This window comes from Streptomyces sp. NPDC000880, assembly GCF_053599675.1.
The window spans coordinates 1-26,950 of record NZ_JBSFMS010000044.1 but is presented as its reverse complement, the minus strand read 5'-3'; the positions used below and the strand labels follow the sequence as shown (position 1 = coordinate 26,950).

General features: G+C 69.9%; 29 protein-coding genes, 1 tRNA gene and 1 pseudogene. 17 read left to right on the top strand and 14 right to left on the bottom strand.

Annotated features, from left to right (window positions below; all coding sequences use genetic code 11):
- Nucleotides 1-12 precede the first annotated feature (12 nt).
- The 3 genes from ACWDO5_RS16915 (at nucleotide 13) to ACWDO5_RS16905 (ending at nucleotide 2,889) form a co-directional block, all read left to right on the top strand.
- The gene (locus ACWDO5_RS16915) at nucleotides 13-1,548 is read left to right on the top strand and encodes a M28 family metallopeptidase (protein WP_450531076.1); all 1,536 of its coding nucleotides are present in this window, start codon (nucleotides 13-15) and stop codon (nucleotides 1,546-1,548) included.
- Between the two features lie 304 nt (nucleotides 1,549-1,852).
- Entirely contained in the window at nucleotides 1,853-2,149 is a 297-nt protein-coding gene (locus ACWDO5_RS16910) for a type II toxin-antitoxin system VapB family antitoxin (protein ID WP_003955420.1), read from the top strand.
- A 113-nt stretch (nucleotides 2,150-2,262) separates the two neighbouring features.
- Nucleotides 2,263-2,889, top strand: a complete 627-nt coding sequence (locus ACWDO5_RS16905) for a LytR C-terminal domain-containing protein (RefSeq protein ID WP_450531057.1) — start codon at nucleotides 2,263-2,265, stop codon at nucleotides 2,887-2,889.
- Between the two features lie 5 nt (nucleotides 2,890-2,894).
- Here ACWDO5_RS16905 and upp read toward each other — a convergent pair whose 3' ends face one another.
- Entirely contained in the window at nucleotides 2,895-3,530 is a 636-nt protein-coding gene (gene upp, locus ACWDO5_RS16900; RefSeq protein ID WP_450531056.1) for a uracil phosphoribosyltransferase, read from the bottom strand.
- Between the two features lie 118 nt (nucleotides 3,531-3,648).
- Here upp and ACWDO5_RS16895 point away from each other — a divergent pair, with 118 nt between their 5' ends.
- The 9 genes from ACWDO5_RS16895 to ACWDO5_RS16855 all read left to right on the top strand — a co-directional run bounded on the left by ACWDO5_RS16895 (nucleotide 3,649) and on the right by ACWDO5_RS16855 (nucleotide 8,591).
- Nucleotides 3,649-3,840, top strand: a complete 192-nt coding sequence (locus ACWDO5_RS16895) for a hypothetical protein (RefSeq protein WP_450531055.1) — start codon at nucleotides 3,649-3,651, stop codon at nucleotides 3,838-3,840.
- Nucleotides 3,841-3,982: 142 nt separating this feature from the next.
- Nucleotides 3,983-4,513, top strand: coding sequence for a tRNA adenosine deaminase-associated protein (locus ACWDO5_RS16890; RefSeq protein WP_450531054.1), 531 nt, complete (start codon nucleotides 3,983-3,985; stop codon nucleotides 4,511-4,513).
- Between the two features lie 62 nt (nucleotides 4,514-4,575).
- Nucleotides 4,576-5,004 carry a tRNA adenosine(34) deaminase TadA gene (tadA, locus tag ACWDO5_RS16885; protein ID WP_450531053.1) on the top strand — a complete coding sequence of 143 codons (429 nt, stop codon included), beginning with the start codon at nucleotides 4,576-4,578 and terminating at the stop codon, nucleotides 5,002-5,004.
- 59 nt (nucleotides 5,005-5,063) lie between these two features.
- Nucleotides 5,064-5,148 (top strand) — tRNA-Ser (locus ACWDO5_RS16880).
- 156 nt (nucleotides 5,149-5,304) lie between these two features.
- The gene (locus tag ACWDO5_RS16875) at nucleotides 5,305-5,469 is read left to right on the top strand and encodes a hypothetical protein (RefSeq protein WP_450531052.1); all 165 of its coding nucleotides are present in this window, start codon (nucleotides 5,305-5,307) and stop codon (nucleotides 5,467-5,469) included.
- A 9-nt stretch (nucleotides 5,470-5,478) separates the two neighbouring features.
- The gene (locus ACWDO5_RS16870) at nucleotides 5,479-5,772 is read left to right on the top strand and encodes a Dabb family protein (RefSeq protein WP_450531051.1); all 294 of its coding nucleotides are present in this window, start codon (nucleotides 5,479-5,481) and stop codon (nucleotides 5,770-5,772) included.
- 178 nt (nucleotides 5,773-5,950) lie between these two features.
- On the top strand, nucleotides 5,951-6,796 hold the full coding sequence (locus ACWDO5_RS16865) for an RNA polymerase sigma factor SigF (protein WP_450531050.1): 846 nt from the start codon (nucleotides 5,951-5,953) through the stop codon (nucleotides 6,794-6,796).
- 234 nt (nucleotides 6,797-7,030) lie between these two features.
- Nucleotides 7,031-7,891: an RNA polymerase sigma factor SigF gene (locus ACWDO5_RS16860; protein WP_450531049.1), complete on the top strand. Its 861-nt coding sequence runs from the start codon at nucleotides 7,031-7,033 to the stop codon at nucleotides 7,889-7,891.
- Between the two features lie 457 nt (nucleotides 7,892-8,348).
- A complete protein-coding gene (locus ACWDO5_RS16855) occupies nucleotides 8,349-8,591 on the top strand; it encodes a hypothetical protein (protein ID WP_450531048.1) in 243 nt (80 codons plus the stop codon).
- Between the two features lie 29 nt (nucleotides 8,592-8,620).
- Here ACWDO5_RS16855 and ACWDO5_RS16850 read toward each other — a convergent pair whose 3' ends face one another.
- Nucleotides 8,621-8,839: a hypothetical protein gene (locus ACWDO5_RS16850; protein WP_450531047.1), complete on the bottom strand. Its 219-nt coding sequence runs from the start codon at nucleotides 8,837-8,839 to the stop codon at nucleotides 8,621-8,623.
- Between the two features lie 196 nt (nucleotides 8,840-9,035).
- Between ACWDO5_RS16850 and ACWDO5_RS16845 the strand changes: the two genes are divergently transcribed.
- The 3 genes from ACWDO5_RS16845 to ACWDO5_RS16835 all read left to right on the top strand — a co-directional run bounded on the left by ACWDO5_RS16845 (nucleotide 9,036) and on the right by ACWDO5_RS16835 (nucleotide 12,534).
- A complete protein-coding gene (locus tag ACWDO5_RS16845; RefSeq protein WP_450531045.1) occupies nucleotides 9,036-9,497 on the top strand; it encodes a MarR family winged helix-turn-helix transcriptional regulator in 462 nt (153 codons plus the stop codon).
- Nucleotides 9,498-9,520: 23 nt separating this feature from the next.
- Nucleotides 9,521-11,950 carry an MFS transporter gene (locus ACWDO5_RS16840; RefSeq protein ID WP_450531044.1) on the top strand — a complete coding sequence of 810 codons (2,430 nt, stop codon included), beginning with the start codon at nucleotides 9,521-9,523 and terminating at the stop codon, nucleotides 11,948-11,950.
- Between the two features lie 116 nt (nucleotides 11,951-12,066).
- Entirely contained in the window at nucleotides 12,067-12,534 is a 468-nt protein-coding gene (locus ACWDO5_RS16835) for a PPOX class F420-dependent oxidoreductase (RefSeq protein WP_450531043.1), read from the top strand.
- Between the two features lie 370 nt (nucleotides 12,535-12,904).
- On the opposite strand, the gene ACWDO5_RS16830 is transcribed toward ACWDO5_RS16835, so the two are convergent.
- From ACWDO5_RS16830 to ACWDO5_RS16775, 12 genes are all read right to left on the bottom strand, one after another.
- A complete protein-coding gene (locus ACWDO5_RS16830) occupies nucleotides 12,905-13,693 on the bottom strand; it encodes a TetR/AcrR family transcriptional regulator (protein WP_450531042.1) in 789 nt (262 codons plus the stop codon).
- A 34-nt stretch (nucleotides 13,694-13,727) separates the two neighbouring features.
- Entirely contained in the window at nucleotides 13,728-15,242 is a 1,515-nt protein-coding gene (locus ACWDO5_RS16825) for an MFS transporter (RefSeq protein WP_450531041.1), read from the bottom strand.
- A gap of 72 nt (nucleotides 15,243-15,314) precedes the next feature.
- On the bottom strand, nucleotides 15,315-17,525 hold the full coding sequence (locus ACWDO5_RS16820) for an ArnT family glycosyltransferase (protein ID WP_450531040.1): 2,211 nt from the start codon (nucleotides 17,523-17,525) through the stop codon (nucleotides 15,315-15,317).
- Nucleotides 17,522-18,886, bottom strand: coding sequence for a glycosyltransferase (locus tag ACWDO5_RS16815; RefSeq protein ID WP_450531039.1), 1,365 nt, complete (start codon nucleotides 18,884-18,886; stop codon nucleotides 17,522-17,524). Before ACWDO5_RS16815 ends, ACWDO5_RS16820 begins: the two co-directional genes overlap by 4 nt.
- Nucleotides 18,887-18,911: 25 nt before the next feature.
- Nucleotides 18,912-20,402: a HAMP domain-containing sensor histidine kinase gene (locus ACWDO5_RS16810; protein ID WP_450531075.1), complete on the bottom strand. Its 1,491-nt coding sequence runs from the start codon at nucleotides 20,400-20,402 to the stop codon at nucleotides 18,912-18,914.
- Nucleotides 20,403-20,454: 52 nt separating this feature from the next.
- Nucleotides 20,455-21,192: a response regulator transcription factor gene (locus ACWDO5_RS16805; protein WP_450531038.1), complete on the bottom strand. Its 738-nt coding sequence runs from the start codon at nucleotides 21,190-21,192 to the stop codon at nucleotides 20,455-20,457.
- A gap of 66 nt (nucleotides 21,193-21,258) precedes the next feature.
- Nucleotides 21,259-22,185 (bottom strand): amidohydrolase family protein, encoded by a 927-nt coding sequence (locus ACWDO5_RS16800; RefSeq protein ID WP_450531037.1) that lies wholly within the window; start codon nucleotides 22,183-22,185, stop codon nucleotides 21,259-21,261.
- Nucleotides 22,166-22,327: a hypothetical protein gene (locus ACWDO5_RS16795; protein WP_450531036.1), complete on the bottom strand. Its 162-nt coding sequence runs from the start codon at nucleotides 22,325-22,327 to the stop codon at nucleotides 22,166-22,168. Before ACWDO5_RS16795 ends, ACWDO5_RS16800 begins: the two co-directional genes overlap by 20 nt.
- Nucleotides 22,328-22,353: 26 nt before the next feature.
- Nucleotides 22,354-23,226, bottom strand: coding sequence for a DUF2797 domain-containing protein (locus tag ACWDO5_RS16790; RefSeq protein ID WP_450531035.1), 873 nt, complete (start codon nucleotides 23,224-23,226; stop codon nucleotides 22,354-22,356).
- Between the two features lie 28 nt (nucleotides 23,227-23,254).
- A complete protein-coding gene (locus ACWDO5_RS16785; RefSeq protein WP_450531034.1) occupies nucleotides 23,255-24,115 on the bottom strand; it encodes an arginase family protein in 861 nt (286 codons plus the stop codon).
- A 561-nt stretch (nucleotides 24,116-24,676) separates the two neighbouring features.
- Nucleotides 24,677-25,774 (bottom strand): tetratricopeptide repeat protein, encoded by a 1,098-nt coding sequence (locus ACWDO5_RS16780; protein WP_450531033.1) that lies wholly within the window; start codon nucleotides 25,772-25,774, stop codon nucleotides 24,677-24,679.
- Between the two features lie 393 nt (nucleotides 25,775-26,167).
- Nucleotides 26,168-26,431 carry a DUF4186 family protein gene (locus tag ACWDO5_RS16775; RefSeq protein ID WP_450531074.1) on the bottom strand — a complete coding sequence of 88 codons (264 nt, stop codon included), beginning with the start codon at nucleotides 26,429-26,431 and terminating at the stop codon, nucleotides 26,168-26,170.
- On the opposite strand from ACWDO5_RS16775, the pseudogene ACWDO5_RS16770 reads away from it, so the two are divergent.
- Together ACWDO5_RS16770 and ACWDO5_RS16765 are read left to right on the top strand one after the other, a co-directional pair.
- A pseudogene (locus ACWDO5_RS16770) lies at nucleotides 26,408-26,626 on the top strand (ISL3 family transposase); the annotation flags it as partial. The gene ACWDO5_RS16775 and the pseudogene ACWDO5_RS16770 overlap by 24 nt on opposite strands.
- Before the next feature lie 38 nt (nucleotides 26,627-26,664).
- Entirely contained in the window at nucleotides 26,665-26,820 is a 156-nt protein-coding gene (locus tag ACWDO5_RS16765; protein WP_450531032.1) for a transposase, read from the top strand.
- Nucleotides 26,821-26,950: the final 130 nt, after the last annotated feature.

Sequence of the window (26,950 nt, the reverse complement as noted above, 5' to 3'; positions counted from 1 at the left end):
CATCGCAGAGCCGTGGCCACCATGGCCGCCGCCGCACTCGCGACCCCGCTCCTGCTGGCATCCGCCTCCCCCTCCGCCGCGCACCGCCACAGCCCTGGCGAGCAGGCGTCGAAGGACGCGTCGAAGCTGGCCGGGAAGCTGGTCGCCAAGTCGTCCGCCACGGACGCCTACAAGCACCTTGAGAAGTACCAGCAGATAGCCGACACGACGGACGGCCACCGGGCCGCCGGCACGCTCGGGCACGACGCCTCCGCCGCGTACGTCTACCAGCAGCTGAGGAAGTACGGCTACGACGTCTCGTACCAACAGTTCGACTTCATCTACACCGAGACACAGGCCGAGAAGCTCTCGGTGCTCACGCCCGCGCCGCTCGACATCGAGATCAAGGCGATGACGTACACCAAGTCCACGCCGGTGGGCGGCATCAAGGCCGATCTGGCCGCGGTGCCCGTGGACGCGACGACCGGCTGCGAGCCCGCCGACTACGCGTCGGGGACCTTCACCGGCAAGGTCGCGCTGATCATGCGCGGCGGCTGCACCTTCGGTGAGAAGCAGGCAGCCGCGGCAGGCGCGGGCGCGGCCGGCGCGATCATCTACAACAACGCCGACGGCGCACTCTCCGGCACCCTCGGCGACCCGGCCACCGGCAAGATCCCGACCGGCGGAATCACCAAGGCGGAGGGCGAGAAGCTCGCCGCCGACCTTGCCACGGGCCCGGTGAACATCACCTTCGAGATCCGCCAGCTTCAGCAGAAGCGCGTCACCAACAACGTCATCGCTGAGACCCGCGGCGGCAACGCGGCCAATACCGTGATGCTCGGCTCGCACCTGGACTCGGTGACCGCGGGCCCCGGCATCAACGACAACGGCTCCGGCTCGGCCGGACTCCTCGAAGTCGCCCAGGAACTCGCCAAGTCCAAGTCGAAGCCTGCCAACAAGGTCCGCTTCGCCTGGTGGTCGGCGGAGGAGAACGGCCTGCTCGGCTCGGAGGCGTACGTCGCGCAGCTGAGCGCCCTGGGCAAGCAGGAGATCAAGCTCTACCTGAACTTCGACATGATCGCCTCGCCGAACTACGGGCTCTTCGTCTACGACGGCGACGACTCGGACGGCGTGGGGGCGGGTCCCGGCCCGGTCGGCTCGGCCCAACTCGAGCGCGACATCAATGAGTTCCTCGACAAGCAGGGCAAGCCGCACGAGGGCACGGACTTCACGGGCCGCTCCGACTACGGCCCGTTCATCGAGGTCGGCATCCCGTCCGGCGGCACGTTCACGGGCGCGGAGGGCATCAAGACGGCCAAGCAGGCCGAGAAGTTCGGCGGCACCGCCGGCGTCGCGTACGACTCCTGCTACCACGCCAAGTGCGACACGATCAGCAACATCGACATGAAGGCGTTCGCCGCCAACATCGGCGTCATCGCCAATGCCGTGGGTACGTACGCCCACGACCTGAGCTCGCTGCGCAAGCCGGTGGTCTCGGTCCCGACGGACGGAGACGCGGGCAGCGGCGGCGGCCTGCACGACGGCCACGACCACGAAGTGACCGAGTAACCGGGGCTCCGCCCGGACCCCGCATCTCAATCTCCCCCGGACCTCGTCCGGGGGAGACCCGAGGGGCTGAAAATCGTGAGGACACTCCCCCTACCCCTGCGGGTGTAGGGGGGACACGTTCAGCGCGGGCGCACCCGTCCCGCCTGGCCGGGCCGCCGGCGCGCGCATCCTTTTTTCCGGCGCGTCGGCGGCTGTTCGGTGGCGCTCATAACAACCCTCTGTCCCGGGTTTGCGGCATTTTGATCAGCATTGCGCCGGCGTCGCGTGGCTGCGCCGAGAGCCGCTTGCCCGGTAGGCTTTCCGTGTGATCTTCAAGCGCATCGGTAACGGGCGGCCGTATCCCGACCACGGCCGGGAAAGCACCCGACAGTGGGCGGATGTCGCGCCGCGCCCGGTCCGCCTCGATCAGCTCGTGACCACCAAGGGTCAGCTCGACCTCGAAACGCTGCTCGCCGAAGACTCCACGTTCTACGGCGACCTCTTCGCCCATGTCGTGAAGTGGCAGGGCGACCTCTATCTCGAGGACGGCCTGCACCGCGCCGTACGCGCCGCGCTGCAGCAGCGCCAGGTGCTGCACGCCCGCGTTCTCGAGCTGGGCTGAGCCGTAGCGGCCGCAGTCGCCGACTGACCCTTTCGGGCCTTTTCGGAACCGTACGGACGCAATCGGTTGATCGTTTAGTAGGCATCGGCACCAGGCCGCACTACGCTGCGCCCATGAGCATGCTCACTCCCCCCGGCATGGGCGGAAAGTACCGCATCACGGGCGACAGGTACCCGCGAATGCGACGCCCGCGCAACCGCGGCAGGTTCGTTGTGGCAGCCGTTGCCGTGGTGGTCGCCCTCGGCCTGGCCGGGTGGGGAACGCTGCAGCTCATCGACGTCTTCGTCGGCGACGGCAAGACCACGTCCGCGGCCGTCCGCAAGACGGACTGCAAGCCCTCACCGAAGCCGTCCGCCGCGCCCGTGCCGCCCGTGACGCTCAAGCCGGGCCAGATCACGGTGAACGTCTACAACGCGACCCCCCGCGCCGGCCTCGCCAAGGCGGCCGCCGACGAGCTGAAGAAGCGCGGCTTCGCCATCGGCAACGTGGGCAATGCCCCGGCGGAGTACGACAAGAAGATCCCCGGCACCGGGATACTGCTGGGCGCGCCTGCGGCCACCAACGGCCCCTTCTCGTTGCTCGGCACCCAGCTGAAGGGCGCCACGACCAAGTTCGACGCCCGCACGACCGATGACGTCGACCTGATCCTCGGCACGGCCTTCAAGACCCTGGACCCGAAGAAGGACGCGGATGCGGCCCTGGCCACGTTGGCCAACCCCGCGCCCTCCAGGAAATGCTGAACCGGCTAGTCCGCCGTGCCGTACATCCGGTCGCCCGCGTCGCCGAGCCCCGGCACGATGTAGCCGTGCTCGTTGAGCCGCTCGTCGACCGAGGCGGTGACGACCGTGACCGGCGCGCCCGACAGCTCGCGCTCCATGACCTCGACGCCCTCCGGAGCCGCCAGCAGCACGACCGCGGTCACATCGTCCGCGCCGCGCTTGATCAGCTCCCGGATCGCCGCGACGAGCGTGCCGCCGGTGGCAAGCATCGGGTCCAGGACGTACACCTGGCGGCCCGAGAGGTCCTCCGGCATCCGGGTCGCGTACGTCGACGCCTCGAGCGTCTCCTCGTTGCGGATCATCCCGAGGAAGCCCACCTCGGCGGTCGGCAGCAGCCGCACCATGCCGTCGAGCATGCCCAGGCCGGCCCGCAGGATCGGCACGACCAGCGGGCGCGGGTGCGAGAGCTTCACGCCAGTCGTCCCGGTGACCGGGGTCTCGATGTCCACCTGCTCGGTGCGCACGTCCCTGGTGGCCTCGTACGCGAGCAGGGTGACCAGCTCGTCGGCGAGCCGCCGGAAGGTCGGGGAGTCGGTGCGCTTGTCGCGCAGCGTGGTGAGTTTGTGCGCCACCAGCGGGTGGTCGACGACATGGATCCGCATGGCGCCCACAGTAGCCCGGGCTCGCATCAAGGAAGGTTCCGGAGGGAAGGTGGTGGGGTACCCCCAGGCCGCAGGGCCGAGGGGGAGTACGGACCAGCCGTGGGGTGGTGTGTGGCCGATGCCGGAGCCCGAGCCCGATCCCGAGCAGTACGACATAGAAACCGAGAGCGATGCCGAGCGCAGGCGGCGACGCGCCCAGTTCCTCCGCGAGCTGGGCGAGGCCAAGGCACTGCGCGACCGCGTCCAGCCACGGCGGGCCCGAGCGGCCCGGATGCGCCAGCAGATGCGCATGCGGACCTTCCGCTGGTAACCGGTCCTGGTGAGAACTGATGGCCGACGCAACGACGGAAGACCTCTCGCATCGGCTTGGTTTCTGCCACGATTCCGAGTGGGCGGGGCACAGAGCATTTGCGCCGCCGGTCGTCACACCTCTGATCAGTGGGAGAGTCACGGTGTACTTCGCCGCACTGCTCGCGCGCACTCAAGACGGGTGGGAAGCGAGCGACACAGAGCTCGACGATGTGGAGACCCTGTCGGATCTGACCGACCTGGCCCGCGAGGCCTCGGTGGACGAGGACACGGTGCTCGTATACATCGAGCAGGAGGACGCCTGGTTCGGGATCGTCCGGGTCGAGGGCGAGGAGGATCCTCGTATCTTCGTCTCGGACGCGGCCGCGGCCGCACGTTCCTCGTACGGGGAAATCCTCACCAATGAACTGCTCGGCGGGGACGATGACGACCCCGCCGACGATCTCGACACGTTGGACCTCGACGGCACGGAGGACGGAGAGCCGGACGAGGACGACGAGGAGGGCGAGTCCGCCCCGGCCGGCGAGCTGGTGCCCGCGGGACCGGTCGGCGACCGCTTCGTCCTCACGGACCTGGGGCTGTCGGAGAAGGAGCTGCTGGCACTGGACACGGACGCTTTGGCGGAGATCGCGGACGCGCTGGGCGCGGCCGAGGTGCTGGAGACCGTCCGCTAGTGACCCCGGCTCCCCCATCCCCTCCCATAGGCGATCCAGTAAGCCATCCCTGGGAGGCGCCGATGCGTCTCGCCCTGGCGGAGGCGGAGCGCGCGGAGCTGTCCGGCGATGTGCCGGTCGGCGCCGTCGTGCTGGCCAGGGACGGCACGCTGCTCGCCGCCGGGCACAACGAACGCGAAGCGACCGGCGATCCGACGGCGCACGCCGAGGTGCTGGCGATCCAGAGGGCAGCGGCCGTGCTCGGCGACTGGCGGCTGAGCGGCTGCACGCTCGTCGTGACGCTGGAGCCGTGCACGATGTGCGCGGGCGCGATCGTGCAGTCCCGGGTGGACCGGGTGGTCTACGGCGCACGTGACGAGAAGGCGGGCGCGGCCGGCTCACTCTGGGACGTCATACGGGACCGCCGGCTGAACCACCGGCCCGAGGTGATCCCCGGCGTGCTGGAGCAGGAGTGCGCGAAGCAACTGACGGACTTCTTCCGCGAGCGCTGACCGACGGGCACCCGATACGGATTTCAGAGCACGGCCCACCTTGGGCTAAGCTCTCTCCCGGTAGCGTGTCCGAGCGGCCGAAGGAGCTCGCCTCGAAAGCGAGTGTGGCGCAAGTCACCGAGGGTTCAAATCCCTCCGCTACCGCTCTTGTCGAAGGGACCCGGTGCATCGCACCCGGGTCCCTTCGTCTTTGACGCGTGCAGCCCCGCAGTGAGGGCCGGTTCCTGGCCCGTTAGACTCACGCGACGCACGACCAGGGGGCTGCAGAGGCCGCAGGGGTCGCAGGGGAGGCAGGGGCTGATGGTGCAAACGAAGAAGATAGCTCTCTACATTGTCGTCGTCTTCGTGCTGTACACGATCATCACCTCCCCGGCCAAGGCCGCCGACCTGGTCCAGATAGGATTCGAGGGCATCTCTAGCGCCGCGCAAGGCGTCGGAGAGTTCATGACCCAGCTCGTCAACTAGGAGTGCCCCTTGATCCGCCATCTGGTCCTCTTCAAGCTCAATGAGGGCGTCGAGCGCGACGAGCCGCGTGTTCTCGCCGGTGTGAAGGCCTTCCAGGAGCTGGATGGCGTGGTCCCCGAACTGCAGTTCTGGGAGTGCGGCTGGAACATCACCGACCGGCCGGTCGCCTATGACTTCGCGCTCAACTCGGCAGTCGCCGACCGCGATGCGCTGAGCCGGTACCTCGAGCACCCGGCCCATCAGGCGGCCGCCGGACAGTGGCGCGAGTTCGCCACGTGGGCGATCGCCGACTACGAGTTCTGAGCCCCCCGCTTCCCAGGCCCCTCGCCTCTCTGGCGAGGGGTTTTTTGAGGTTTAAATTCCAACTTACCGTCAACACGGCGTTATCGGGTGCTTGCATACAGTGGACATGTTTTGTGATGCTATGACCGCTTTTGACGGATGAGTTGACCGTAGTTGACCGCAAAGGGGTGGCGTGACCGTGCCGGCCAGTACTGCGCCTCAGGTGCTACCCCAGAACGAGCGGCCCGACGACCCCCCGGCCACTGCTGGGAAGCCCCAGAGCAGGGGCGCGGACACCCGGGCGCTGACCCAGGTGCTCTTCGGCGAGCTCAAGGGACTCGAACCGGGCACCGTGGAACACTCCCGGGTCCGCGGGGCACTGATCGAGGCGAATCTGCCGCTGGTGCGGTACGCAGCCGCCCGCTTCCGCAGCCGCAATGAGCCAATGGAGGACGTCGTCCAGGTCGGCACGATCGGGCTCATCAACGCGATCGACCGCTTCGACCCGGACCGCGGGGTGCAGTTCCCGACCTTCGCAATGCCCACCGTGGTCGGCGAGATCAAGCGGTACTTCCGCGACAACGTACGGACCGTGCATGTGCCACGCCGGCTGCACGAGCTGTGGGTGCAGGTCAACGGTGCGACCGAGGATCTGACGACGGCTCACGGCCGCACACCCACGACCGCCGAGATCGCCGAGCGGCTGAAGATCGGCGAGGACGAGGTGCTGGCCTGCATCGAGGCCGGGCGCTCGTACCATGCGACCTCACTGGAGGCGGCCCAGGAGGGCGACGGGCTGCCCGGGCTGCTCGACCGGCTCGGTTACGAGGACCCGGCACTGGCCGGCGTCGAGCACCGTGATCTCGTACGCCATCTCCTCGTACAACTGCCCGAGCGGGAGCAGCGGATCCTGATGCTCCGCTATTACAGCAATCTGACGCAGTCGCAGATCAGTCAGGAACTGGGCGTTTCACAGATGCATGTGTCAAGACTGCTGGCCAGAAGCTTTGCTCGACTGCGATCCGCAAACAGGATCGAGGCGTAGCTGGAACGGATAGATCACTCCAGCACCCTTTCCGGCCACCCAAAAGCCGCACACCCCCTCTTTCCAGCGCAGATTCACCCGATACTTGTCGACATGTCACTACAGCGTGTTGCCGACATGTGACATTCTGCCGGAAGTGCGTTTGCCGCAGCCCCGCCTCCGGTATTCAGGTGGAGGCTGCGTTCCTCCGATGGTCGCGGCCGCCGCGACCGTCTGCGACCTCAAGGGGGTGGCATGTCCTCAGAACAGGGCAGCTCGAAGGTGCTCACGCTCACGAAGAGCGCTCCCGCACCCGTCGTGCCTGACAGCTCGGAAGCCATCGACACCCGCACTCTGTCCCGCTCCCTGTTCCGGCGGCTGCGCGCGCTGGACGAGGACGCTGCGGGCACGGGCAACACCCCGGAGCGCACCTATGTGCGCGACACCCTCATCGAGCTCAATCTCCCCCTCGTGCGGTACGCCGCGGCCCGCTTCCGCAGCCGCAATGAACCGATGGAGGACATCGTCCAGGTCGGCACCATCGGCCTGATCAAGGCGATCGACCGGTTCGACTGCGAACGGGGCGTGGAATTCCCGACATTCGCGATGCCGACGGTCGTCGGCGAGATCAAGCGCTTCTTCCGCGACACCTCGTGGTCGGTGCGGGTGCCGCGCCGGCTCCAGGAGCTGCGGCTCGCGCTGACCAAGGCCAGCGACGAACTGGCGCAGAAGCTGGACCGCTCCCCGACCGTTCCCGAACTGGCCGCGGTGCTCGGCGTGTCGGAGGAGGACGTGGTCGACGGCCTGGCCGTCGGCAATGCGTACACCGCCTCCTCGCTGGACTCGCCCTCGGCCGAGGACGACGGCGGCGAAGGCTCGCTGGCGGACCGCCTCGGGTACGAGGACTCGGCGCTGGAGGGCGTCGAGTACCGCGAGTCGCTCAAGCCCCTCCTGGCCAAGCTCCCGCCCCGCGAGCGGCAGATCATCATGCTGCGCTTCTTCGCGAACATGACGCAGTCGCAGATCGGCGAGGAGGTCGGCATCTCGCAGATGCATGTCTCACGGCTGCTGACCCGTACGCTCGCGCAGTTGCGGGAAGGTCTGATCGCCGACTGAACCCGGCGGAACCCCGTGGGCCGGGGGTTCCTTATTGACGGTACGTCAGACACACTGACGCGATGCGACGACGTCATGGAGCAGCTCTCGCAGGGTCGCGCTCTGCCTCGGCGGCGCGCTGACCGCATGCGGGAGCGGCGGCGGCGAGGTTACGTGGCGGTCGGCGCCGCCGGGTCCGGGCCCGACGAGGCGCACACCGCCACCGTGCCGCCGAAGGGCGAGGCCGTACTGGTGCCGCTGGACGGCGCCGTGCCGTCCGGTGACTCGGAGGGGAAGACGCCGGCGGAGAAGCCGGGAAGGCGGGCGAGCGCGAGTGCCCGCCGTCCCGGGCGGCGGCGGCACGGGAACTGCCGGCGGCGGTACGGGTGGCAGCACAGGCGGCACCGGAAGCCCTGGCAGTACGGGCGGAGCCTCGGGCGGTCCCGGAAGTACGGGCGGATCAGGTGGCTCGGAGAAGGTGAAGGTGGAGTTCCGCAACACCGGCAGCTCACCGGTGACCTCGGGCACCGTCACCTTCGCGACGCACATCATCGGGGCACGCGGGATCGACTGGGCGACCATCGAGGGGGCTCAGCCGCTGCCCACGCCGATCGCCGCAGGAACGGTGAGAAAGCAGGCGTACACCGTGTGCGTGGACGCCTGGCGGGTGCCGCTGGGCACGCATATCGAGACCCAGAGCGTCACCGCGGTATGGAAGTGACCCGGCGGAAGGTGACTCGGTCGGCGTGATCAGCCGAGCGCGAGCCAGGCCACTACGCCGAGGATCACGACGGCCGCGATGACGCCGACGATCAGACCGACGCGCGAGGACGACTGCGCGGGAGCCGCCGCCTGGCGGCCCTGCGGCGCACCCTCGTCGACGAAGGCGCGGAACATCTGGGTGCTGCCCGCCGGGTCGTAGTTGCCCTCGGGGCCCTGACCTTGGGGAGCATGGGGGTTGTGTGCCATGGGGCAGGACCCTAGCGAACCCAGGTGACCGGCCCCAACCCCGGGCGGGTAGCAGATAGCTCCCAGGGCGGGCCATGACCGGCGGCATGCGAAGCCTTTGGTGTTTTTTTACCACTACAAGCCCGTTTTTGTTTGCCTGTAGCAACCATCGACTTCTATGGTTGCCCTAAGCAACAAGATACGGGGGGGTCTGGCCATGGCCGCACAGAGTCAGTACGCGGAACTGGCCCGCCAGATCAGCGCCATCGGCGCCGTGAAGCGCGGCCTCGCGCGGATCCTGCCCGCCGAGTGCCCGTCCGGCACGGCCGCCGTGCTCGCCATGCTGGACCGACACGGCGGGATGCGGATGAGCAGGCTCGCCGAACTCCTCGCCGTCGACACGTCGGTGACCAGCCGGCATGTCGCCCACGCCGCCGAGCGCGGCTGGATCGAACGGACCCCCGACCCGGACGACAAGCGCTCCCGCATCCTGCGGCTGACCCCCGCGGGCCTGGACATGCTCGACGAGTTCGCCAAGCGAACCACCGACATGTTCGCCCACAACCTCAAGGACTGGTCCGACGACGAAGTCGGACAGCTCATCGCCATGCTCGCCAGGCTGCGCGACTCCTTCGGAGACTGCCGGGCCCACGCTCACGCCCCCCGTACACCCGCATGACACGACGTAAGACAAGGAACCCAATGGCTACAGCCACACCAGCCGGTGTGCGGGGCGGCCACGCCAAGCATGGAGGACACTCCTTCGCCGACGGCGCGCCGATGACCCACCGGCAGATCATGGAGGCGTTGTCCGGGCTGCTGCTCGGCATGTTCGTCGCCATCCTGTCGTCCACGGTCGTCACCAACGCCCTGCCTGCGATCATCACCGACCTCGGCGGCGGCCAGAGCGCCTACACCTGGGTGGTGACGGCCTCGCTCCTCTCGATGACCGCGACCACCCCGCTGTGGGGCAAGCTCGCCGACCTCTTCTCCAAGAAGCTGCTGGTCCAGATAGCCCTGGTCATCTACGTCCTGGGCTCGGTGGTCGCCGGACTCTCACAGAGCGTCGGCATGCTCATCGCCTGCCGCGTCGCCCAGGGCATCGGCGTCGGCGGTCTCACCGCCCTCGCGCAGATCGTGATGGCCGCGATGATCGCCCCGCGCGAGCGCGGCCGCTACAGCGGCTACCTCGGCGCGACCTTCGCCGTCGCCACCGTCGGCGGCCCGCTGCTCGGCGGCGTCATCACCGACACCGAGTGGCTCGGCTGGCGCTGGTGCTTCTACGTCGGCGTGCCCTTCGCGATCATCGCGCTGATCGTGCTGCAGAAGACCCTGAAGCTGCCGGTGGTGAAGAGGCAGGTCAAGGTCGACTGGGCGGGCGCGCTTCTCATCAGCGCGGCGGTCTCGCTGCTGCTGGTCTGGGTGACCTTCGCCGGTAACAAGTACGACTGGATCTCCTCGCAGACGTACGCCATGGTCGGCGGCTCGGTCGTGCTCGGCGCGCTCTTCCTGCTCGTGGAGTCGAAGGCGAGCCAGCCGATCATCCCGCTGCGGCTGTTCCGCAACCGCACCATCACGCTGGCCTCGCTGGCTTCGCTCTTCGTCGGCGTCGCGATGTTCGCGGGCACCGTCTTCTTCAGCCAGTACTTCCAACTGGCGCGCGACAAGTCGCCGACGATGTCCGGCGTCATGACCATCCCGATGATCGGCGGCCTGTTCATCTCGTCGACCGTCGCGGGCCAGATCATTACCAAGACGGGCCGCTGGAAGGCGTGGCTGGTCAGCGGCGCCGTGCTGCTGACGGCGGGCCTCGGTCTGCTGGGCACCATGCGGTACGACACCGAGTACTGGCACATCGCGGTCTTCATGGCCGTCATGGGTCTCGGCCTCGGCATGATGATGCAGAACCTGGTGCTCTGCACGCAGAACCAGGTCGCTCCGGAAGAACTCGGCTCGGCCAGCTCGGTCGTCACCTTCTTCCGTTCGCTGGGCGGCGCGGTCGGCGTCTCCGCACTGGGCGCGGTGATGTCCAACCGGGTCACGCAATACGTCAAGGACGGGCTCGCCGAACTCGGCCCGCAGGGCGCGGCGCCGGGTCGCGGCGGCACGGGCGGCGGGGGCATCCCCGACCTGGACAAGCTGCCGGCTCCGATCCGTACGGTGATGGAGAGCGCGTACGGGCACGGGGTCGGCGACATCTTCCTCTACTCGGCGCCGTTGGCGCTGCTGGCCTTCCTGGTGACGCTGTTCATCAAGGAGGTCGCGCTCAAGTCGAACGCGGTGCCGGAGACGTCGGAGGCTTCTCCGGCACCGGCGGCCGTGGAGAACGCAGCGACCGTCGAGGCGGCTGTTCTCCCCACCGCGGTCGGCACGCCGATACGCGGTGTGGTTCGCGGATTCGAGGGCGCGGCAGTGCCCCAGGCCACGGTCACCCTGATCTCGTCGGCCGGACGACAGCTCGGCCGCGCGGCCGCCCAGCCGGACGGCAGCTACGAACTGGACGCGCCGGGCACGGGTTCGTACGTGCTCATCGCCTCCGCCGACGGCTTCCAGCCTCAGGCGTCCACGGTGGTCGTCGCCGACGAACCGCTGGGGTACGACATCCTCCTCGTCGGCACCAGCGGTCTCACCGGGACCGTGCGGGCCGCCGAGGGCGGGACGCCACTCGAGGGCGCGATGGTGATCGTGACCGATGTACGCGGCGATGTGCTGGCCACCGGGAAGAGCGCGGAGCAGGGCGAGTTCGCCTTCGGCGAGCTGGTGTCCGGATCGGTCACCGTCGCGGTGAACGCCTCCGGCTACCGGCCGCTGGCGCTGCCGGTGGAGATCGGCGGCCAGGGCGTGACCCGTATCGAGGTCTCCCTGCAGGCGGGCGTCCTGGTCCAGGGCACCGTCCGCGGCGGCGCCGACCGGCGGCCGCTGGCCGACGCCCGGGTGACCCTGGTGGACGCCGCGGGGAACGTGGTCGCCACCGCAACGACCGGGGACGACGGGGCCTACGCCTTCGCCGACCTGAACGCGGGGGAGTACACGGTCATCGCGACCGGGTACCCGCCGGTGGCGGGCACGCTGACGGTGGCCGGTCGCGGCGTCGACAGCCACGACATCGAACTCGCCCACCCCGGCGAGTAGTCGATCCCCCGGAGCGCTCGCGCGGAGGCGCGACCACCGATCTGCATCGCGATGACTTCGGCCGTCCAGGCGGTCCAGAGAGGTCCTGCCGACTCCTGAGGATTAGGCTGGTGTACATGGCACCCAATATCGCCACCAACACCAAGGTGGAACTGGACGAGTTGCTGGAGTTCGTACGCCCGAGGCACCGGGCAATCCTGCTGACCACCCGCGCGGACGGCACGCCGCAGGGCTCCCCGCTGGCCTGCGGGGTCGACGACTCGGGCCGGATCGTGATCTCCACGTACCCGGAACGCGCGAAGACCCGGAACGCGAAGCGGAACCCGCAGGTCAGCGTGATCATCCTGTCGGACGACTGGGACGGGCCGTGGGTCCAGGTGGACGGCACGGCGGAGGTGATCGACTCCCCGGAGTCGGTGGAGCCGCTGGTGGAGTACTTCCGGAATATCTCCGGGGAGCACCCGGACTGGGACGAGTATCGCGAGGCGATGGTGAAGCAGGGGAAGTCGATCATCCGGGTGACGCCGGGGAGGTGGGGGCCGATCGCGACGGGGGGGTTCCCGGCGAGGCTGAGCAAGAGCTGACGCACGGGGGGGCGGGCTTTCCCCCGCCCCCCTTTCCCGGCTGCGTGTTGGTCTCCGCGGCGAGGGGGGTACCCCAGCCCGGCGGAGGGGTACGCAGGGTGCGGGCGCGGTCTTCTCCCCCACTCCGCCCCTTCCCGGCTGCGCCCTTATGCGGCTCCGCCGCGTGGGGGAGCAAGCCCCGGGTCCCTGGCGAGGGGTACAGTCGAGCCCGGAGGGGCCCCGGACCCCGAACCCCACGACACCGGGCACGCCGGACCACTCAAACCCGCACCACAGACGGCCGCACCCAGCAAGGCCCGCGACCCGCACCGCGGACCCCCGCCACCCCGCGACGGCCCGCGCGACCCGCAGCGCGCCCCCCGCCACCCCACTACGCGCGAGCAACCATCGCTTCGATGCCTGCCACCAGCAACTCCAGCGCAAAGCCGAAGTCCCGCTCCCGCATTTCCTCCACCGTGTCCCCGCCCCGCGCCTCCATCAGTTCCGACGCGCTCGCGAAGCTCTCCCTGAACTCCGGCTGCTCGCTGATCGTCCCCATCGCCTGGCGGAAGTACTCGTCCTGGCTCATCCCCGCCGCCGCGCACCGCTGGATGAAGTGCCCCTCGATCGTTCCGAACCCGTACACGAACTGGAAGACCGCCGACAGCCCGCCCATCTGCCCGTGCGGCGGCACCCCGGTGTTCCGCATCACCTGCTGCACAGCCAGCGAGAACGCCATAGAGTGCGGCCCGATGTTCAGGAACGTACCGATCAGCGCCGACACCCATGGGTGCCGCACCAGCAACGCCCGGTATCCCGTGGCCAGTTCGCGCAGCTGGTCGCGCCAGTCCGTCTCGGTGCTCACGTCCGGCAGCGGGAAGGTTCCGAAGACCGCGTCGAGGGCGAGCTCCAGCAGGTCGTCTTTGGTGTCGACGTACCAGTAGACGGACATCGCGGTGACGTTCAACTCCGCGGCCAGGCGGCGCATCGAGAACTTGGCCGCGCCCTCGGAGTCCAGCAGCCGGACCGTCGCCTCGATGATCTTGTCGCGATCCAGACCGGCCGGCTGGCCCGACTTACGGCCCCGGCCCCGGTCCCGATCCCGGTCCCGGTCCGTCTTGCCGTCCAACCACACACTCGTCCGCGCGGGACCCTTCGCGCGGTCGGCCGCACTCACCATCGCGCACCCTCCTCGATTGGCCCCCGGCCCGATGCTATTCCGCTGCCCTGGGTGATTCTGCCCGGTCCGCCCGCCGCAGTAGCATCGCGGCCAGCAGGCCACCGGCCAGCACCGCCACCGCGCCGACCAGCTGACTCGTCTGGAGGCCGGAGGCGAAGGCGTCCGAGATCCGCTCCCTCTCCCCCGCATCGCCCGCGGCCGCCAGCGCCGCGGGCAGCGAGGCCGCGCCCACCACCGCCGGCACAAGCGCGGCGAAGCGGGAGTTCAGCACGGCGCCCAGGACGGCCACGCCCAGCCCGTTGCCGAACTCGGCAAGCGTGCCGTTGATGCCCGCGCCGACCCCCGCCCTCGCAGGCGGGATCGCGCTCATGATCGCGTTGGTCATCGCCGGCATCGAGAGCGCGACGCCCGCGCCCATCACGACGAGGCCGAGCAGCATGCCGGAGTACGCATCCCCGCCGAGCAGCGCGATCGTTGCAAGGCCCGCCGCCACCAGCGTCATTCCGGCGGCGATCGTCCCCGGCGTGCCGAGCCTCGGCAGCAGCCGCGCGCCCACGCCGGTCAGGTTCAGGGCGATGACCGTCAGCGCGAGCGGCGCTGTGCGCAGACCCGCGTCCAGCGGCCCGTATCCGAGGACGAATTGCAGATGCTGGGTGAGCAGGAAGAGCGAGCCGCCCATGCCGAAGGCGACGAGGATCGCACCCGCGACCGCACCGATGAAGCGTTGGTTGCGGAAGAAGTGCATGTCCAGCATGGGGTACGGGATACGCAGCTCCCAGAGCACGAAGACCCCGAGGACCAGGACGCCGGCCGCTGCCGGGGCCAGGACCTGCGTGGAGGTCCAGCCGTGCGCGGGCCCGGAGATGATCGCGTACACGACCGTGGTCATGCCGATTGTGGAGAGCAGCGCGCCGAGCAGGTCCGGGCGGTCGCCCTGCGCGTTCTTGGACTCCGGTACGAGCGCGACGACCGCGAACAGGCCGATCGCCGCCACCGGGATGTTGATCAGGAAGATCGCGCCCCACCGGAAATGGTCGAGCACGACCCCGCCGATCAGCGGACCGGCTGCGAAGCCGAGGGAGTTGACGGTGGACCAGAGGCCGATGGCCTTGACTCGTTCGGCGTCGTCGAAGATCTGCACGACGACCGCGAGAGTCGTGGTCATCAGCAGCGCGCCGCCCACGCCCATGCCCGCGCGGGCGGCGATCAGCTGGGTGGCGGACTGGGCGAGCCCTGCGGCGAGCGAGCCGGCGCCGAACAGCGCGAGACCGGAGATCAGCATCTTCTTGCGGCCGTAGCGGTCGGCGGCGTTACCCGCCGTGAGCAGCAGGCCCGACTGAACCAGCGAATACGCGTTGATCATCCACTGGATGTCGGCGGTGGAGGCGTCAAGTTCGCGGGTGAGGGAGGGGATCGCGACGCTGAGAACGGTGTTGTCGAGCAGCACCGTGAGCTGGGCGAGACAGATGACGCCGAGGATGAGCCAGCGCTGCGAATGGCCCGAGGGGCCCGTGTCGACCGGGTCGGTCTCGGCGGTCGACGCAGTCATGAACGCTCCTTGTACGGTGTACGGGACTCGGCCTCGTACACCGTACAAGGAACTCTCGTACGCCGTATAGGACTACTTCGCGTTGGTCAGGTCGTAGAGAGTCGCGCCGCCAACGGTGACCGCGGTGAAGGTGGACTCGACCCAGGAGGTGATCCCGGAGCTGGAGTTGCCGCCGGGTCCGCCGCCGTCACCACCACTCGCGATGAAGTAGTGGATCTTCCCGTCCGCGACGTACTGCTGGAACTGCGCGAGCGTCGGGGACGGGTCACTGCCGTTGAAGCCGCCGATCGACATCACCGGCTTCTCGGTGGCGAGCTGGTAACTGGCCGCGTTCTGGGAGCCGATGGCCGCGGCGGCCCATGTGTAGGCGTCGGCGTTCTGCTTCAGCTTGGCCGCGGCCTCGGTGTTGACGCTCGCGCCCCTGAGGAGAGCGCCCATGCCGCCGGCCATGCCGCGCCCGCCAGCCTGGCCGCCGCCGGGGACCCCACCGGGCATCTGCCCCTGGCCCTGGCCCTGAGCCTGGCCCTGGCCCTGCCACTGGCCCCGACCCTGGCCCTGCTGCCCGCCGGTCGGGGGCTGGCCCATGCCGCCGCCGGGACCACCCTGCTGGCCCTGGCCCTGCGCCTGGCCGGGCGGCTGCATCCGGCCGCCGGCCCCGCCGCCCTGGCCACCACCACCCCGACCACCGCCGCGGCCTCCCGCCACCGCCGGCCCCGCCGTCGGGATCGAGCCCACGTGCCCCTCGCTCACCGTCGTGAGGGAGTACGCGACCGGCCCCGCCAGCGATGCCGCCAGCCCCAGCACCGCGGCGCCGAGCGCCAGTCGAAGGCCGAGCCGCCCCGCGAACAGCAGCCCCGCCGCGGCTGCCAGACCGCCGATCAGCACCGCCCACCGCAGCCACGGCAGATAGGCCGTGCTCTGACCAAGGAGGATGTACGACCAGTACGCCGTCACCGCGACCGTGCCACCGAGCGCCGCCGACGCGAGGAACGAACGCCGCTCCTCCCACAGCACCGTGGCACCCATGCCGACGAGCGCGGCGATGTACGGCGCCAGCGCCACCGTGTAGTACTGGTGGAAGATCCCGGCCATGAAGCTGAAGATCCCGGCGGTCATCAGCAGCGAGCTGCCCCAGACGAGGAACGCCGCCCGCGCCGTGTCGGTGCGCTTCGCGCGCCAGGTGACGACGAGCCCGGCGATGAGCAGCAGCAGCGCGGCGGGCAGCAGCCAGGAGATGTGGCCGCCGAGGTCCCCGGTGAACATCCGGTCGATGCCGGTCGCGCCACCGCCGCGGCCCCCGCCCCCGCCACCACCGCCTCCGATGCTGCCGGTCTCATTGCCGTTGATCCGGCCGAGGCCGTTGTAGCCGAAGGTCAGCTCCAGAAAGCTGTTGCTCTGCGAGCCGCCGATGTACGGACGCGAGGATGCGGGCCACAGCTCGACGATCGCCACCCACCAGCCGCCCGCGACGACGACCGCGATTCCGGCGAGGCCGAGTTGACCCATCCGCCGCCGCAGCGTCGTCGGCGCGCACACCGCGTACACCAGCGCCAGCGGCGGCAGGATCAGGAACGCCTGGAGCGTCTTCGTCAGGAACGCGAAGCCGACCGCGACGCCCGCCCAGACAAGCCACTTCGTCTGCGCGCCTTCGAGGGCGCGCAGCACGCAGTACACCGTCACCGTCATCAGCAGCGTGAGCAGCGCGTCCGGGTTGTTGAAGCGGAACATCAGCGCGGCGACGGGCGTGACCGCGAGCACCGCGCCCGCGATCAGCCCGGCGGCAGGCGTGAAGCGCCGGCGTACGGCCCCGTACAGCACGCCTACCGTGGCGACCCCCATCAGCGCCTCCGGCACAAGGATCTGCCAGGAGCCGAGCCCGAAGAGCCGTACGGACAGGGCCATCGGCCACAGGGCGGCCGGGGGCTTGTCGACGGTGATGGAGTTCGCGGCGTCGGACGAGCCGAAGAAGAGGGCCTTCCAGCTCTCGCTGCCCGCCTGGACCGCCGCGGAGTAGAAGGAGTTGGCGTAGCCGGACTCGCTCAGGTTGTAGAGGTAGAGGAGCGCGGTGGCGGCAAGGAGCGCGAGGAAGGCGGGGCGCACCCAGGGGGCGTCCTCGGCCCGCCCGCGCCACAGGCGCGCGGCCGGCGATGCGGAACGCTGTCGCGCGGGGGCCAGGGGCTCCGCCCACGCGGGCGGAGCCACGGTGGCAGCGTCCCCGGCAGGGGCCACGGCGGCAGCACCGCCCGGCTGCACACTCTGGTATCGGTCGTGTCGCGTGGTCATCGTCGATTCCTCGTCATCGTGATCGTCTCGTCGTCGAGGGGCGTGGCGTGCAGCGGCGCGGTCGTGTCCCCTCGATGGGCGGCTGGTGCGCCCCGTCCGCCCGGTCCGCCCGGCACGTCACCGCGCCGGTCGGGGAAGACCCACGCCCGGAAGAGCAGGAACCGCAGCACCGTCGCCGCCAGGTTCGCGGCGATCAGGACCGCCAGCTCTGTGCCGTGGGACGGGTTCCCGGCGGCCGCTCCCAGGGCCGCCAGCGAGCCGCTGGTCAGGGCGAGACCGATGCCGAACACGACCAGGCCCTGGGCCTGATGGCGTACGGCGCGGTCCCGGCCGCGTACCCCGAAGGTGAGCCGCCGGTTCGCGGCCGTGTTCGCGACGGCGGACAGCAACAGCGCGCCCGCGTTGGCGAGTTGAGGCCCGACCCCCGCCCGGAAGATCGAGTACAGCAGCAGATACAACAGGGTCGAGAGCGCGCCGACCACACAGAAACCGACCAGCTGCCGGGCAAGTCCGCCCGGTACTCCGGTCAGCTGCCGGTCCCGCGGATCGTCCCCGAAGGGCCGCGCCAGCCGGTCCAGCGGCAGCGCGCCGACCGCCAGCGCCCGCCCCACCCGCCACACACCCTTGAGGTCCTCGGTCGCCGTGCTCACGATGTGCACCGTCGAGTCGGGGTCGTCGACCCAGTCCACCGGCACCTCGTGGATACGAAGCCCGGCGCGCTCGGCCAGCACCAGCAGCTCGGTGTCGAAGAACCATCCGGTGTCCTCGACCATCGGCAGCAGCCGCTCGGCCACCTCCCGCCGAATGGCCTTGAATCCGCACTGCGCGTCGGAGAACCGCGCCGCCAACGACGACCTGAGAATCAAGTTGTAGGCGCGCGAGATGAACTCCCGCTTCGGGCCGCGCACCACCCGCGACGAGCGCGCGAGCCGCGACCCGATCGCGAGATCCGAGTGCCCTGAGATCAACGGTGCGACCAGCGGCAGCAGGGCGTTGAGGTCGGTGGACAGGTCCACGTCCATATAGGCGAGGACGGGCGCGTCGGAGTGCGACCACACGGTGCGCAGCGCCCGCCCCCGGCCCTTCTGCTCCAGCCGGTACGCCCGTACCTCGGCGATCGAGCGGTCGAGCCGGGCCGCCACCTCGGGCGTGCTGTCAGTGCTCGCGTTGTCCGCGATGGTGATCCGGAAGCCGTACGGGAAGGTCCGGACGAGGTGGTCGTGCAGCCTGCGCACACATCGCTCGAGGTCGTCCTCCTCGTTGTAGACCGGAATCACCACGTCGAGTACGGGCAGGTCGGCCGAGTCGGCGAGCAGATGCTCCCGGGCCGGCAGAGTCCCCATGGGGGTGTCGTTTCGCATGGGACGACACTCGGCGGGCGCGCTGTCATGGCTGTGTGACATGCCTGTGCCCCATCTGTGAGTCGTACGCGGGAGCCCAGGACGCGAGGTCCGCGGGCAGGTGTACGCCGACGACCGTGCGCCCCGGCTCGGACCGCACGCCCACCGTGCCGCCGTGCGCGGCCACCACCGCCTGCACGATCGCCAGGCCGAGACCGGTGGACCCGGCGTGCCGGGACCTGGACGCGTCGCCGCGCGCGAACCGTTCGAAGACGTGCGGGAGCAGCTCGGGCGGAATGCCGGGCCCGTCGTCCTCGACCTCCAGAACGACCGTCGGGCCCACGCCCGCGACATCGCCGCACCACACCCGTGCGGTGACGGTCGTGCCGGGCGGTGTGTGGGTACGGGCGTTCCCCAGCAGATTGACCAGCACCTGATGGAGCCGGGCGCCGTCACCACGTACCGCAGCGGGCTCGACCGGCAGCTCGAGCAGCCACTTGTGGTCCTGGCCCGCCACCCGCGCATCGCTGACCGCATCCACGACCAGCGGGGACAGATCAGTGCTCTCGTACGAGAGCGGGCGTCCGGCGTCGAGGCGTGCGAGCAGCAGCAGATCCTCCACCAGGCCCGTCATCCGGGTCGCCTCGGCCTCTATCCGCCCCAGCGCATGCCGGGTGTCCTCGCCGACGTACTCCCTGCCGCGTCTGGTGAGCTCGGCGTAGCCGCGTATCGAAGCCAGCGGTGTACGCAGCTCATGGCTGGCGTCCGCGACGAACTGCCGTACCCGCGTCTCGCTCTCCTGCCGCACGTGCAGCGCGGAGTGCACATGGTCGAGCATCCGGTTGAGCGCCGCGCCGACCTGCCCGACCTCCGTCCGCGGATCGGCCTCGGCGTCCGGGACCCGCTCGTGCAGGGCCACCTCGCCGCTGTGCAGCGGCAGTTCGGAGACCCGCGTCGCGGTCGCGGCGACCCACCGCAGCGGCCGCAACGCGACCCCGACCAGGGCCGTTCCCGCAATCCCGGCGGCGATGAGACCTGCGCCCGTGACACAGACCTCGACGACGATCAGCGTGCTCAGGGCGTCCTCGACCTCGCTGGACGGGATCCCGACGAGAACGGTCAGTCCGGTGTGCGTGGTGACGGACACCATGCGGTAGCCGCCAAGGCCCGGCAGCTCGACGCTGTGCACCTGCCCGTCGCGCGCCACCGTGGCGAGCGCCCGGTTCTGGGCATCGTCGAGCGGCCTGGAGTCGTTGCGCAGCCCGCTGGTGGTGCTCTGGACGGTCCTCCTGGACTCGGTCATCCCACCGCCGGGGGAGACCACGGCGCCGACGGTGTCGAAGGGCTGGCCGCCCCCGCCGAGGAACTCCAACGGTTCCTGCAACTGGCCCATCCGTGGACCGCCCAGCCCCGGCTTGGGCGGGTTGGCCCGTTCGGCGATGGTGCGCAGCTGGTCGTCGAGCTTCCCGTACATATAGCTGTCGAACGCTATCGTCGTGACCGAGCCGATCACCGCCGCCACCACCGCGATCAGCATCACCGCGGAGACCACAAGCCGGGTCCGCAGCGACCACCGGCGGCTTCGGGTCCTACTCACCGGGCTTGATGAGATAGCCGGCCCCGCGCCGGGTGTGGATCATCGGCGTACGCCCGGCGTCGATCTTCTTCCGCAGATACGAGACATACAGCTCGACGACATTGGCCTGCCCGCCGAAGTCGTACGACCACACCCGGTCGAGGATCTGCGCCTTGCTGAGCACCCGCCGCGGATTGCGCATCAAAAAGCGCAGCAGCTCGAACTCGGTCGCCGTCAGATGGATCGACTCCCCGCCCCGGCTCACCTCGTGGCTGTCCTCATCGAGCGTCAAGTCCCCGACCACCAGCAGGGATTCACTGCGTACCATCGCCGTCCCCGACCGCCGGATCAGCCCACGCAGCCTGGCCACGACCTCCTCCAGCGAGAACGGCTTGGTGACATAGTCGTCGCCGCCCGCCGTCAGCCCCGCGATCCGGTCCTCGACCGAGTCCCTGGCGGTCAGGAAGAGCACCGGCACCTCGGGCAGTTCGCGCCGCAGCCGCCCCAGCACCGCGAGCCCGTCCATGTCGGGCAGCATCACATCGAGCACCACGGCGTCCGGCCGGAAGTCGCGCGCCGTACGCACCGCGCCCGCGCCGTCCCCGGCGCTGCGCACCTCCCAGCCCTCGTAGCGCAGGGCCATCGACAGCAGCTCGCTCAGCGCCGCCTCGTCGTCCACGACGAGCACCCGGACGGGGCTGCCGTCCGGCCTGAGCATTTCGGTACGCCCCTGGGGCGAGGTCACGGTCATGATCGCACCCTGCGACCTCGCCCTGAGAGGGGCCTTTCCCTTCCCTGTGAATTCCCTGAGAAAGGTCTAGGAAGGGGCGGGAGCGACGGGCAGGGCGAAGAGCCGCGCTCCGTTGTCGTGGCAGACCGCCCGCAGCCAGCCGTCCCCGAGCCCGAGCCGTTCGAGCACCCGTAGCTGATGGGCGTACGGATACGGAATGTTGGGGAAGTCGGTCCCGAGCAGAATCCGGTCCCCCAGCTCCAGCAGCCGCCCCTTCTCCCGCTCGGGGAAGGGCGCGAAGCGCTCGCTGAAGTCCGTGAAGGCCATCGTCGTGTCGAGGCGGACCTCCCCGTACCGCTCGGCGAGATCGAGGAAGTCGGCGTACTCCGGCATCCCCATGTGCGCCACGACCAGCCGCAGCCGCGGATGCCGCGCAAGCAGCCGCCCCACCGGCTCGGGCCCGGTGTGCTTGCCGGGCGCCGGCCCGGACCCGCAGTGCATCACCACCGGGACCCGGGCATCGGCGAGCAGCCCCCACACGGGATCGAGCAGCGCGTCATTGGGGTCGTACATCCCGACCTGGAGGTGCGCCTTGAAGATCCTGGCCCCGCGCTCGACGGCTTCGCGCACGTACCGCGCGACTCCCTCCTCGGGGAAGAGGGTCGCGGTCTGCAGGCACTCGGGTGTGCGCAGGGCGAAGTCCGCGGCCCAGCCGTTGAGCCACTCGGCCATGCCCGCCTTGTGCGGATAGAGCATCGAGGTGAAGGAGCGCACCCCGAAGTCGCGCAGCAGCGCGACCCGTTGCTCCTCCTCGTGCCGGTAGTTGATCGGCCACTCCCTGCCGGTCAGCGGCCCGGCCGCGTCGAAGTAGGCCCACACTTTCTTGAGGACCCGCTCCGGCATGAAGTGGGTGTGTACGTCGACGAGCCCGGGCAGTTCGAGCCGCGTCCAAAACTCCCGTACGTCCGCAGCTTCGTCCGCCGTCTCATTGCTTTCACTCACGCTCAAAGCCATAACTCCGCTCGACCTTGCCGACATGGACGCTGTAGCTCTCGTACCACTTGGCGCGTCCGCGCTTCCGCGCGGCCCGGTGCTCCAGATTCCGCTGCCAGGCGGCGATGGATTCCTCGTCCCATTGCCGTAAGGGATTCAACACGTGACCATCCCCTCAGAACCATCCCCTCAGAACAGCCCGTCCTGCACCGAGCCGGGCGCGGAGCCCATGTCGGCGACGGGCACCGTCACCCCCGCCCCCGAGTCGGACCCCAGGAGCGACCACCCGGTCATCAGCCGCGTATCGAGTACGACAAGCCCGTCCCCCGCGGTCCGCAGATGCAGATCGGGCCCGGCGGCCGCCACCAGCCGGCCGGCGACCACCCCGCCGTCCACCAGTTCGCGCACCACCCCGGTCGCGGGCGGCAGCCCGTCAAGACCGAACACCCCGGTGTGGTCGACCGCCTCGAAGCCGATGCGCTCCAGCGACTCGGCCCACCCGGCAAGCCCGACCGCACGCCGGTGCAGCTCCTCGACCTCCGCGGCCCGCTCGGCCGCCCCTGGCAGCGCGGCCCGAACCGCCCGTTTGTCCGCGTACGGAATCCGGTCCGGCACTCCCAGCGCACTGCGCAGCAACTCCTCGGTCCGCCGCGCCGCCATAAGCGGCCCGCGCCCGAGCCAGCTGAAGACCACGGCCCCCTGTTCAAGCAGCCGCGCGGGCCCGCGCTCCTCCGCGGTGATCCCGGCCTTGACCATCCCCGGCCCGAACCAGGCCAGATACACGCGGTACGTCCGCGGATCGTCGGCCATGGTGTCGGCGGCCACCGAGTGCGCCCGGTCCAGCCGGGCACACTCCGCACACCGCGCCCCTGTCGCCCGCCCGCTGACGACGGCCCCCAGGGGACAGGGATTCCCACGCGCCCCGACACACCATCGCTGCCCTTCCGCCCGGAACCCCAGCTCTTTCCCAGGGGTCAGCGGGCTGACCCGCCCGCCTTCCCACGCGAGTACGGCCGTCCGCGCCCCGCGCGGCCAGCTGAGCCCGGCGCACCGCCACGCCATACGCACCTCCGCCCGACTACGCGGGACGCTACCCGAGCCCGCGGCACAGGCACTCGACGAGGCGAGCGGCGATGGTCCCCTCGGGGTCGAGGCGGGGATTGAAGATCGTCACATCCAAGCCGACGGCCCGCTCGTCGCCCAGCGCCGTCCGCAGCACGCTCTCCAGCTCGGCCCAGCTCAGCCCACCGGGCAGGCGATAGTCGACAGCCGGCATGAGGGCGTCGTCCAGCACGTCGACATCGAGGTGCACCCAGTAGTCACCGAGCCGCCCGACGGCCCGCCGCGCCGCCGCAGCTGCCCCCACCGCACGCACCCCGTCGAGGCCGACGGCGTGCAGCCGCTCCGGCAGCGGCTGCATCCCGGCCGCCGCGGACTCCTCGGAGTCCCGGAACCCGAAGGCGACGACGTCCTCGTCCCGCACCAGCGGCCCGAGACCCTCGAGATCGGCCAACACCCGCGGCCCGCGCCCGGTCGCCAGGGCGAGCTCCATCGACGCCACTTCACCGGTTGGCTCCGCGGCCGGCTGGTAGAAGTCGGTGTGCCCGTCGAGGAACAGCAAGCCGTACCGCCCCCGGCGGCGCAGCGCGAGGAGATTGCCGAGCAGGATGCTGCAGTCCCCGCCGAGGACGACGGGGAAGAGGCCCCGGTCGATGACCCCGCCAACAGCGTCCGCCAGCCGTACGGAGTAATCCGCGATGCCACCCGGATTGAGAACCCCGGTCTCCCGGTCCCGCCCCGGGTCGTACACCGGCGCCTCAACCCTCCCCACCCGCACCGCCCCAAGCCGATCCGCGAGCCCGGCCCCGACCAGAGCCGCGGGCAGTTCCTCAACCCCGGACGGCCGCAGCCCGAGGACGGATGGCGCCTCGATGATCGCCGGCTCTCGCACCCCGAACCCCTTCGTCGGACGCACGCTCAGGTCGCTGTCGATGATGGGCGGTCAACGCCGACCGCGCGACCGGGAGGACGACGGGGGGTTACGGGCAACGCAAGAGGCCCCCGCATCCTCCGGGGCCTCTTGCCTGCTGGTGCACTCGGCAGGATTCGAACCTGCAACCTTCTTTTCCATAGCTCTGGCCGGATCGGTCAGCGACGGCCATACCGGCCGCTACGAGGCCCGGGAGGGGGGCTAGCGGACGGCGGCGGTCGCTGTGGTTGCGGTACTGCGCTGCTGTACACCTACCGTGAAGCGGCAGTCTTGCCGCTCCGGCGAGGCTTCCCGCGATAGACCACCCAGAGGCTGACCAGAACCAGTAGCGCTCCGCCGATTGGCCATCCCACGGATCCGCCGTCGCGGTAATCCCTGATGCCGCTCGCAAGCATGAGGGCGGACGGGATCAACCCGGCCCAGTCGAGGGCTCTGCTCAGTCTCGCGACTCTCGAAGACTCGATCACAGCCTGATCCTGGCAGGCGGTTGCGCCCTCCACCAGGTACGAGCGCACGTCGGCGTCAATCGTCGATGTCCACGTACGCCGACGGCGCCTGGGCCGCGGCTGGAAGCGCAGGGACGTACGGCGTCGGAGCGAGTTCCGCAGCCAGTGGGGCATCTGCAGCAGGCGGCCGTACCCGATCGCCACGGCCCCTGCCCGTGAGCACCCGCCATAGGCTCCGCTGCTGCACGGCGGTGCCGAGGTTGTTCAGAGCCTGGCCTTCGCCGTCGTGGTCGCCGAGTTCGATGAAACGGGCGGCGGCATGTTGGTGGGCGTCGATGGCCTCGTCGAACCGCCGCACCTGCTGCATGGCGGTGCCGAGGTTGTTCAGAGCCTGGCCTTCGCCGTCGTGGTCGCCGAGTTCGATGAAACGGGCGGCGGCCTGCTGGTGGGCGTCGATGGCCTCGTGGAACCGCCGCACCTGCTGCAGGGCCGTGCCGAGGTTGTTCAGGGACTGGCCCTCGCGGTGCTGGTCGCCGAGTTCGATGAAACGGGCAGCGGCTTGCTGGTGGGCCTCGATGGCCTCGCCGAACCGCCGCACCTGCTGCAGGGCCGTGCCGAGGTTGTTCAGAGCCTGACCTTCGCCGTCGTGGTCGCCGAGTTCGATGAAACGGGCAGCGGCCTGCTGGTGGGCCTCGATGGCCTCGCCGAACCGCCGCACCTGCTGCAGGGCGCTGCCGAGGTTGTTCAGGGACTGGCCCTCGCGGTGGAGATCGCCGAGTTCGGCGAAACGGGTAGCGGCATGTTGGTGGGCGTCGATGGCCTCGTCGAACCGCCGCACCTGCTGCAGGGCGGTGCCGAGGTTGTTGAGGGCCTGGCCTTCGCGGTGGTGGTCGCCGAGTTCGGTGAAGCGGGCGGCGGCCTGCTGGTGGGCGTCGATGGCCTCGTCGAACCGCCGCACCTGCTGCAGGGCGGTGCCGAGGTTGTTCTGTGCCTGGCCTTCGCCGTGGCGTTCGCCGAGCTCGCGGCAGATATCGAGGTCCTGCTGGTGGACCGCTATGGCCTCGTCGAACTGCCGCACTTGCTGCAGGGCGGTGCCGAGACTGTTCAGCGCCCGGCCTTCGCCGTGGCGTTCGCCGAGCTCGCGGCAGATTGTAAGGTCCTGCTGATAGCTCATGGTCTCTCCAGGGGCGTCGCGCTCCCGCCTGACTGCCTGTTCCTCATGCTCGAGCAACGGCGTGGCCAGGGCGGTGCAACCCGTTCATGCTGACGCTCTCAGTGATCAGCGAATTACGGAGCGCGGCAACCGGTCCGGTACCGGTCCCCCCTAATCGGATGACACATTCGCCTGTCTGGCGGACATGAGTAAGGAGATCAGTTCCAGCGGCTCGGCGCTCTCGGCCACGGCTCTCCCTTTTTACGTTGACGCGGTTGCTGTACTTCGCTGCTGTACGGGCAACGCAAAAGGCCTCCGGATCATCCCCGGGGGCGCCTCTGGCCTGTGTGCACTCGGCAGGATTCGAACCTGCAACCTTCTGACAGTCGGTCGACCGAGCCGGCGACCCTCCACTCACCAGGCCGAACCTGGGCTGGTCGGGCCCTGGTCATCAGGCGAGCGGGTGCTCTCGGCTCCCGAGGAGCCCGCCACCTCGCGTTCGATCCAGCGGCAGATCACGTTCACCACATAGGCGCGCTCCGCGCGGCTCAGTTCCTGCCCCTTGGGGATCTGGTGCCGGCGCTCAAGGCAGGTACGGCAGCAGGTCGCGGTCGCGTGCTGGGCGACGAAAACCGGGTGGCCGCGGTAGAGGGTCTGCTTGCCGTCCTTGTACTGCACCAGTTGGTCAGCTCCAGCACGTTGCTGCACGTGCTGATGGCGATGCCGCTGCCCGGGCTGCCGGTCCCCCGTGTGCTGGGGGTCGACGACTTCGCGCTGCGGCGCGGCCACCGCTACGCCACCATCCTGATCGACGCGGTCACCCATGCCCGCGTCGACGTGCTGCCCGACCGCACCGCCGGAACGCTGACCGCCCCGACGACCTCCCTGCACTCCACGGCTTCATCCACGGCTTGGAGAAGGACCGTGCCGCCGTGCAGGCCGGCCTCGACCTGCCCTACAGCAACGGCGCCACCGAGGGCACCACCAACAAGACCAAGCTGCTCAAACGCCAAACCTACGGACGGGCCGGCTTCGCCCTCCTCCGCCGGCGCATCCTGCTCAACTGACCAGCACACCAATCCCGTCGACCCGATCACCAGCTGCTGAGTAGGCCCGGAGCGCGGTGCCGGGATTGCTCCCGGTCCGTTTCTCCGGACCTCTCGCCGAACCCGCCGTGCGCCTCTCAACGCAACGGGC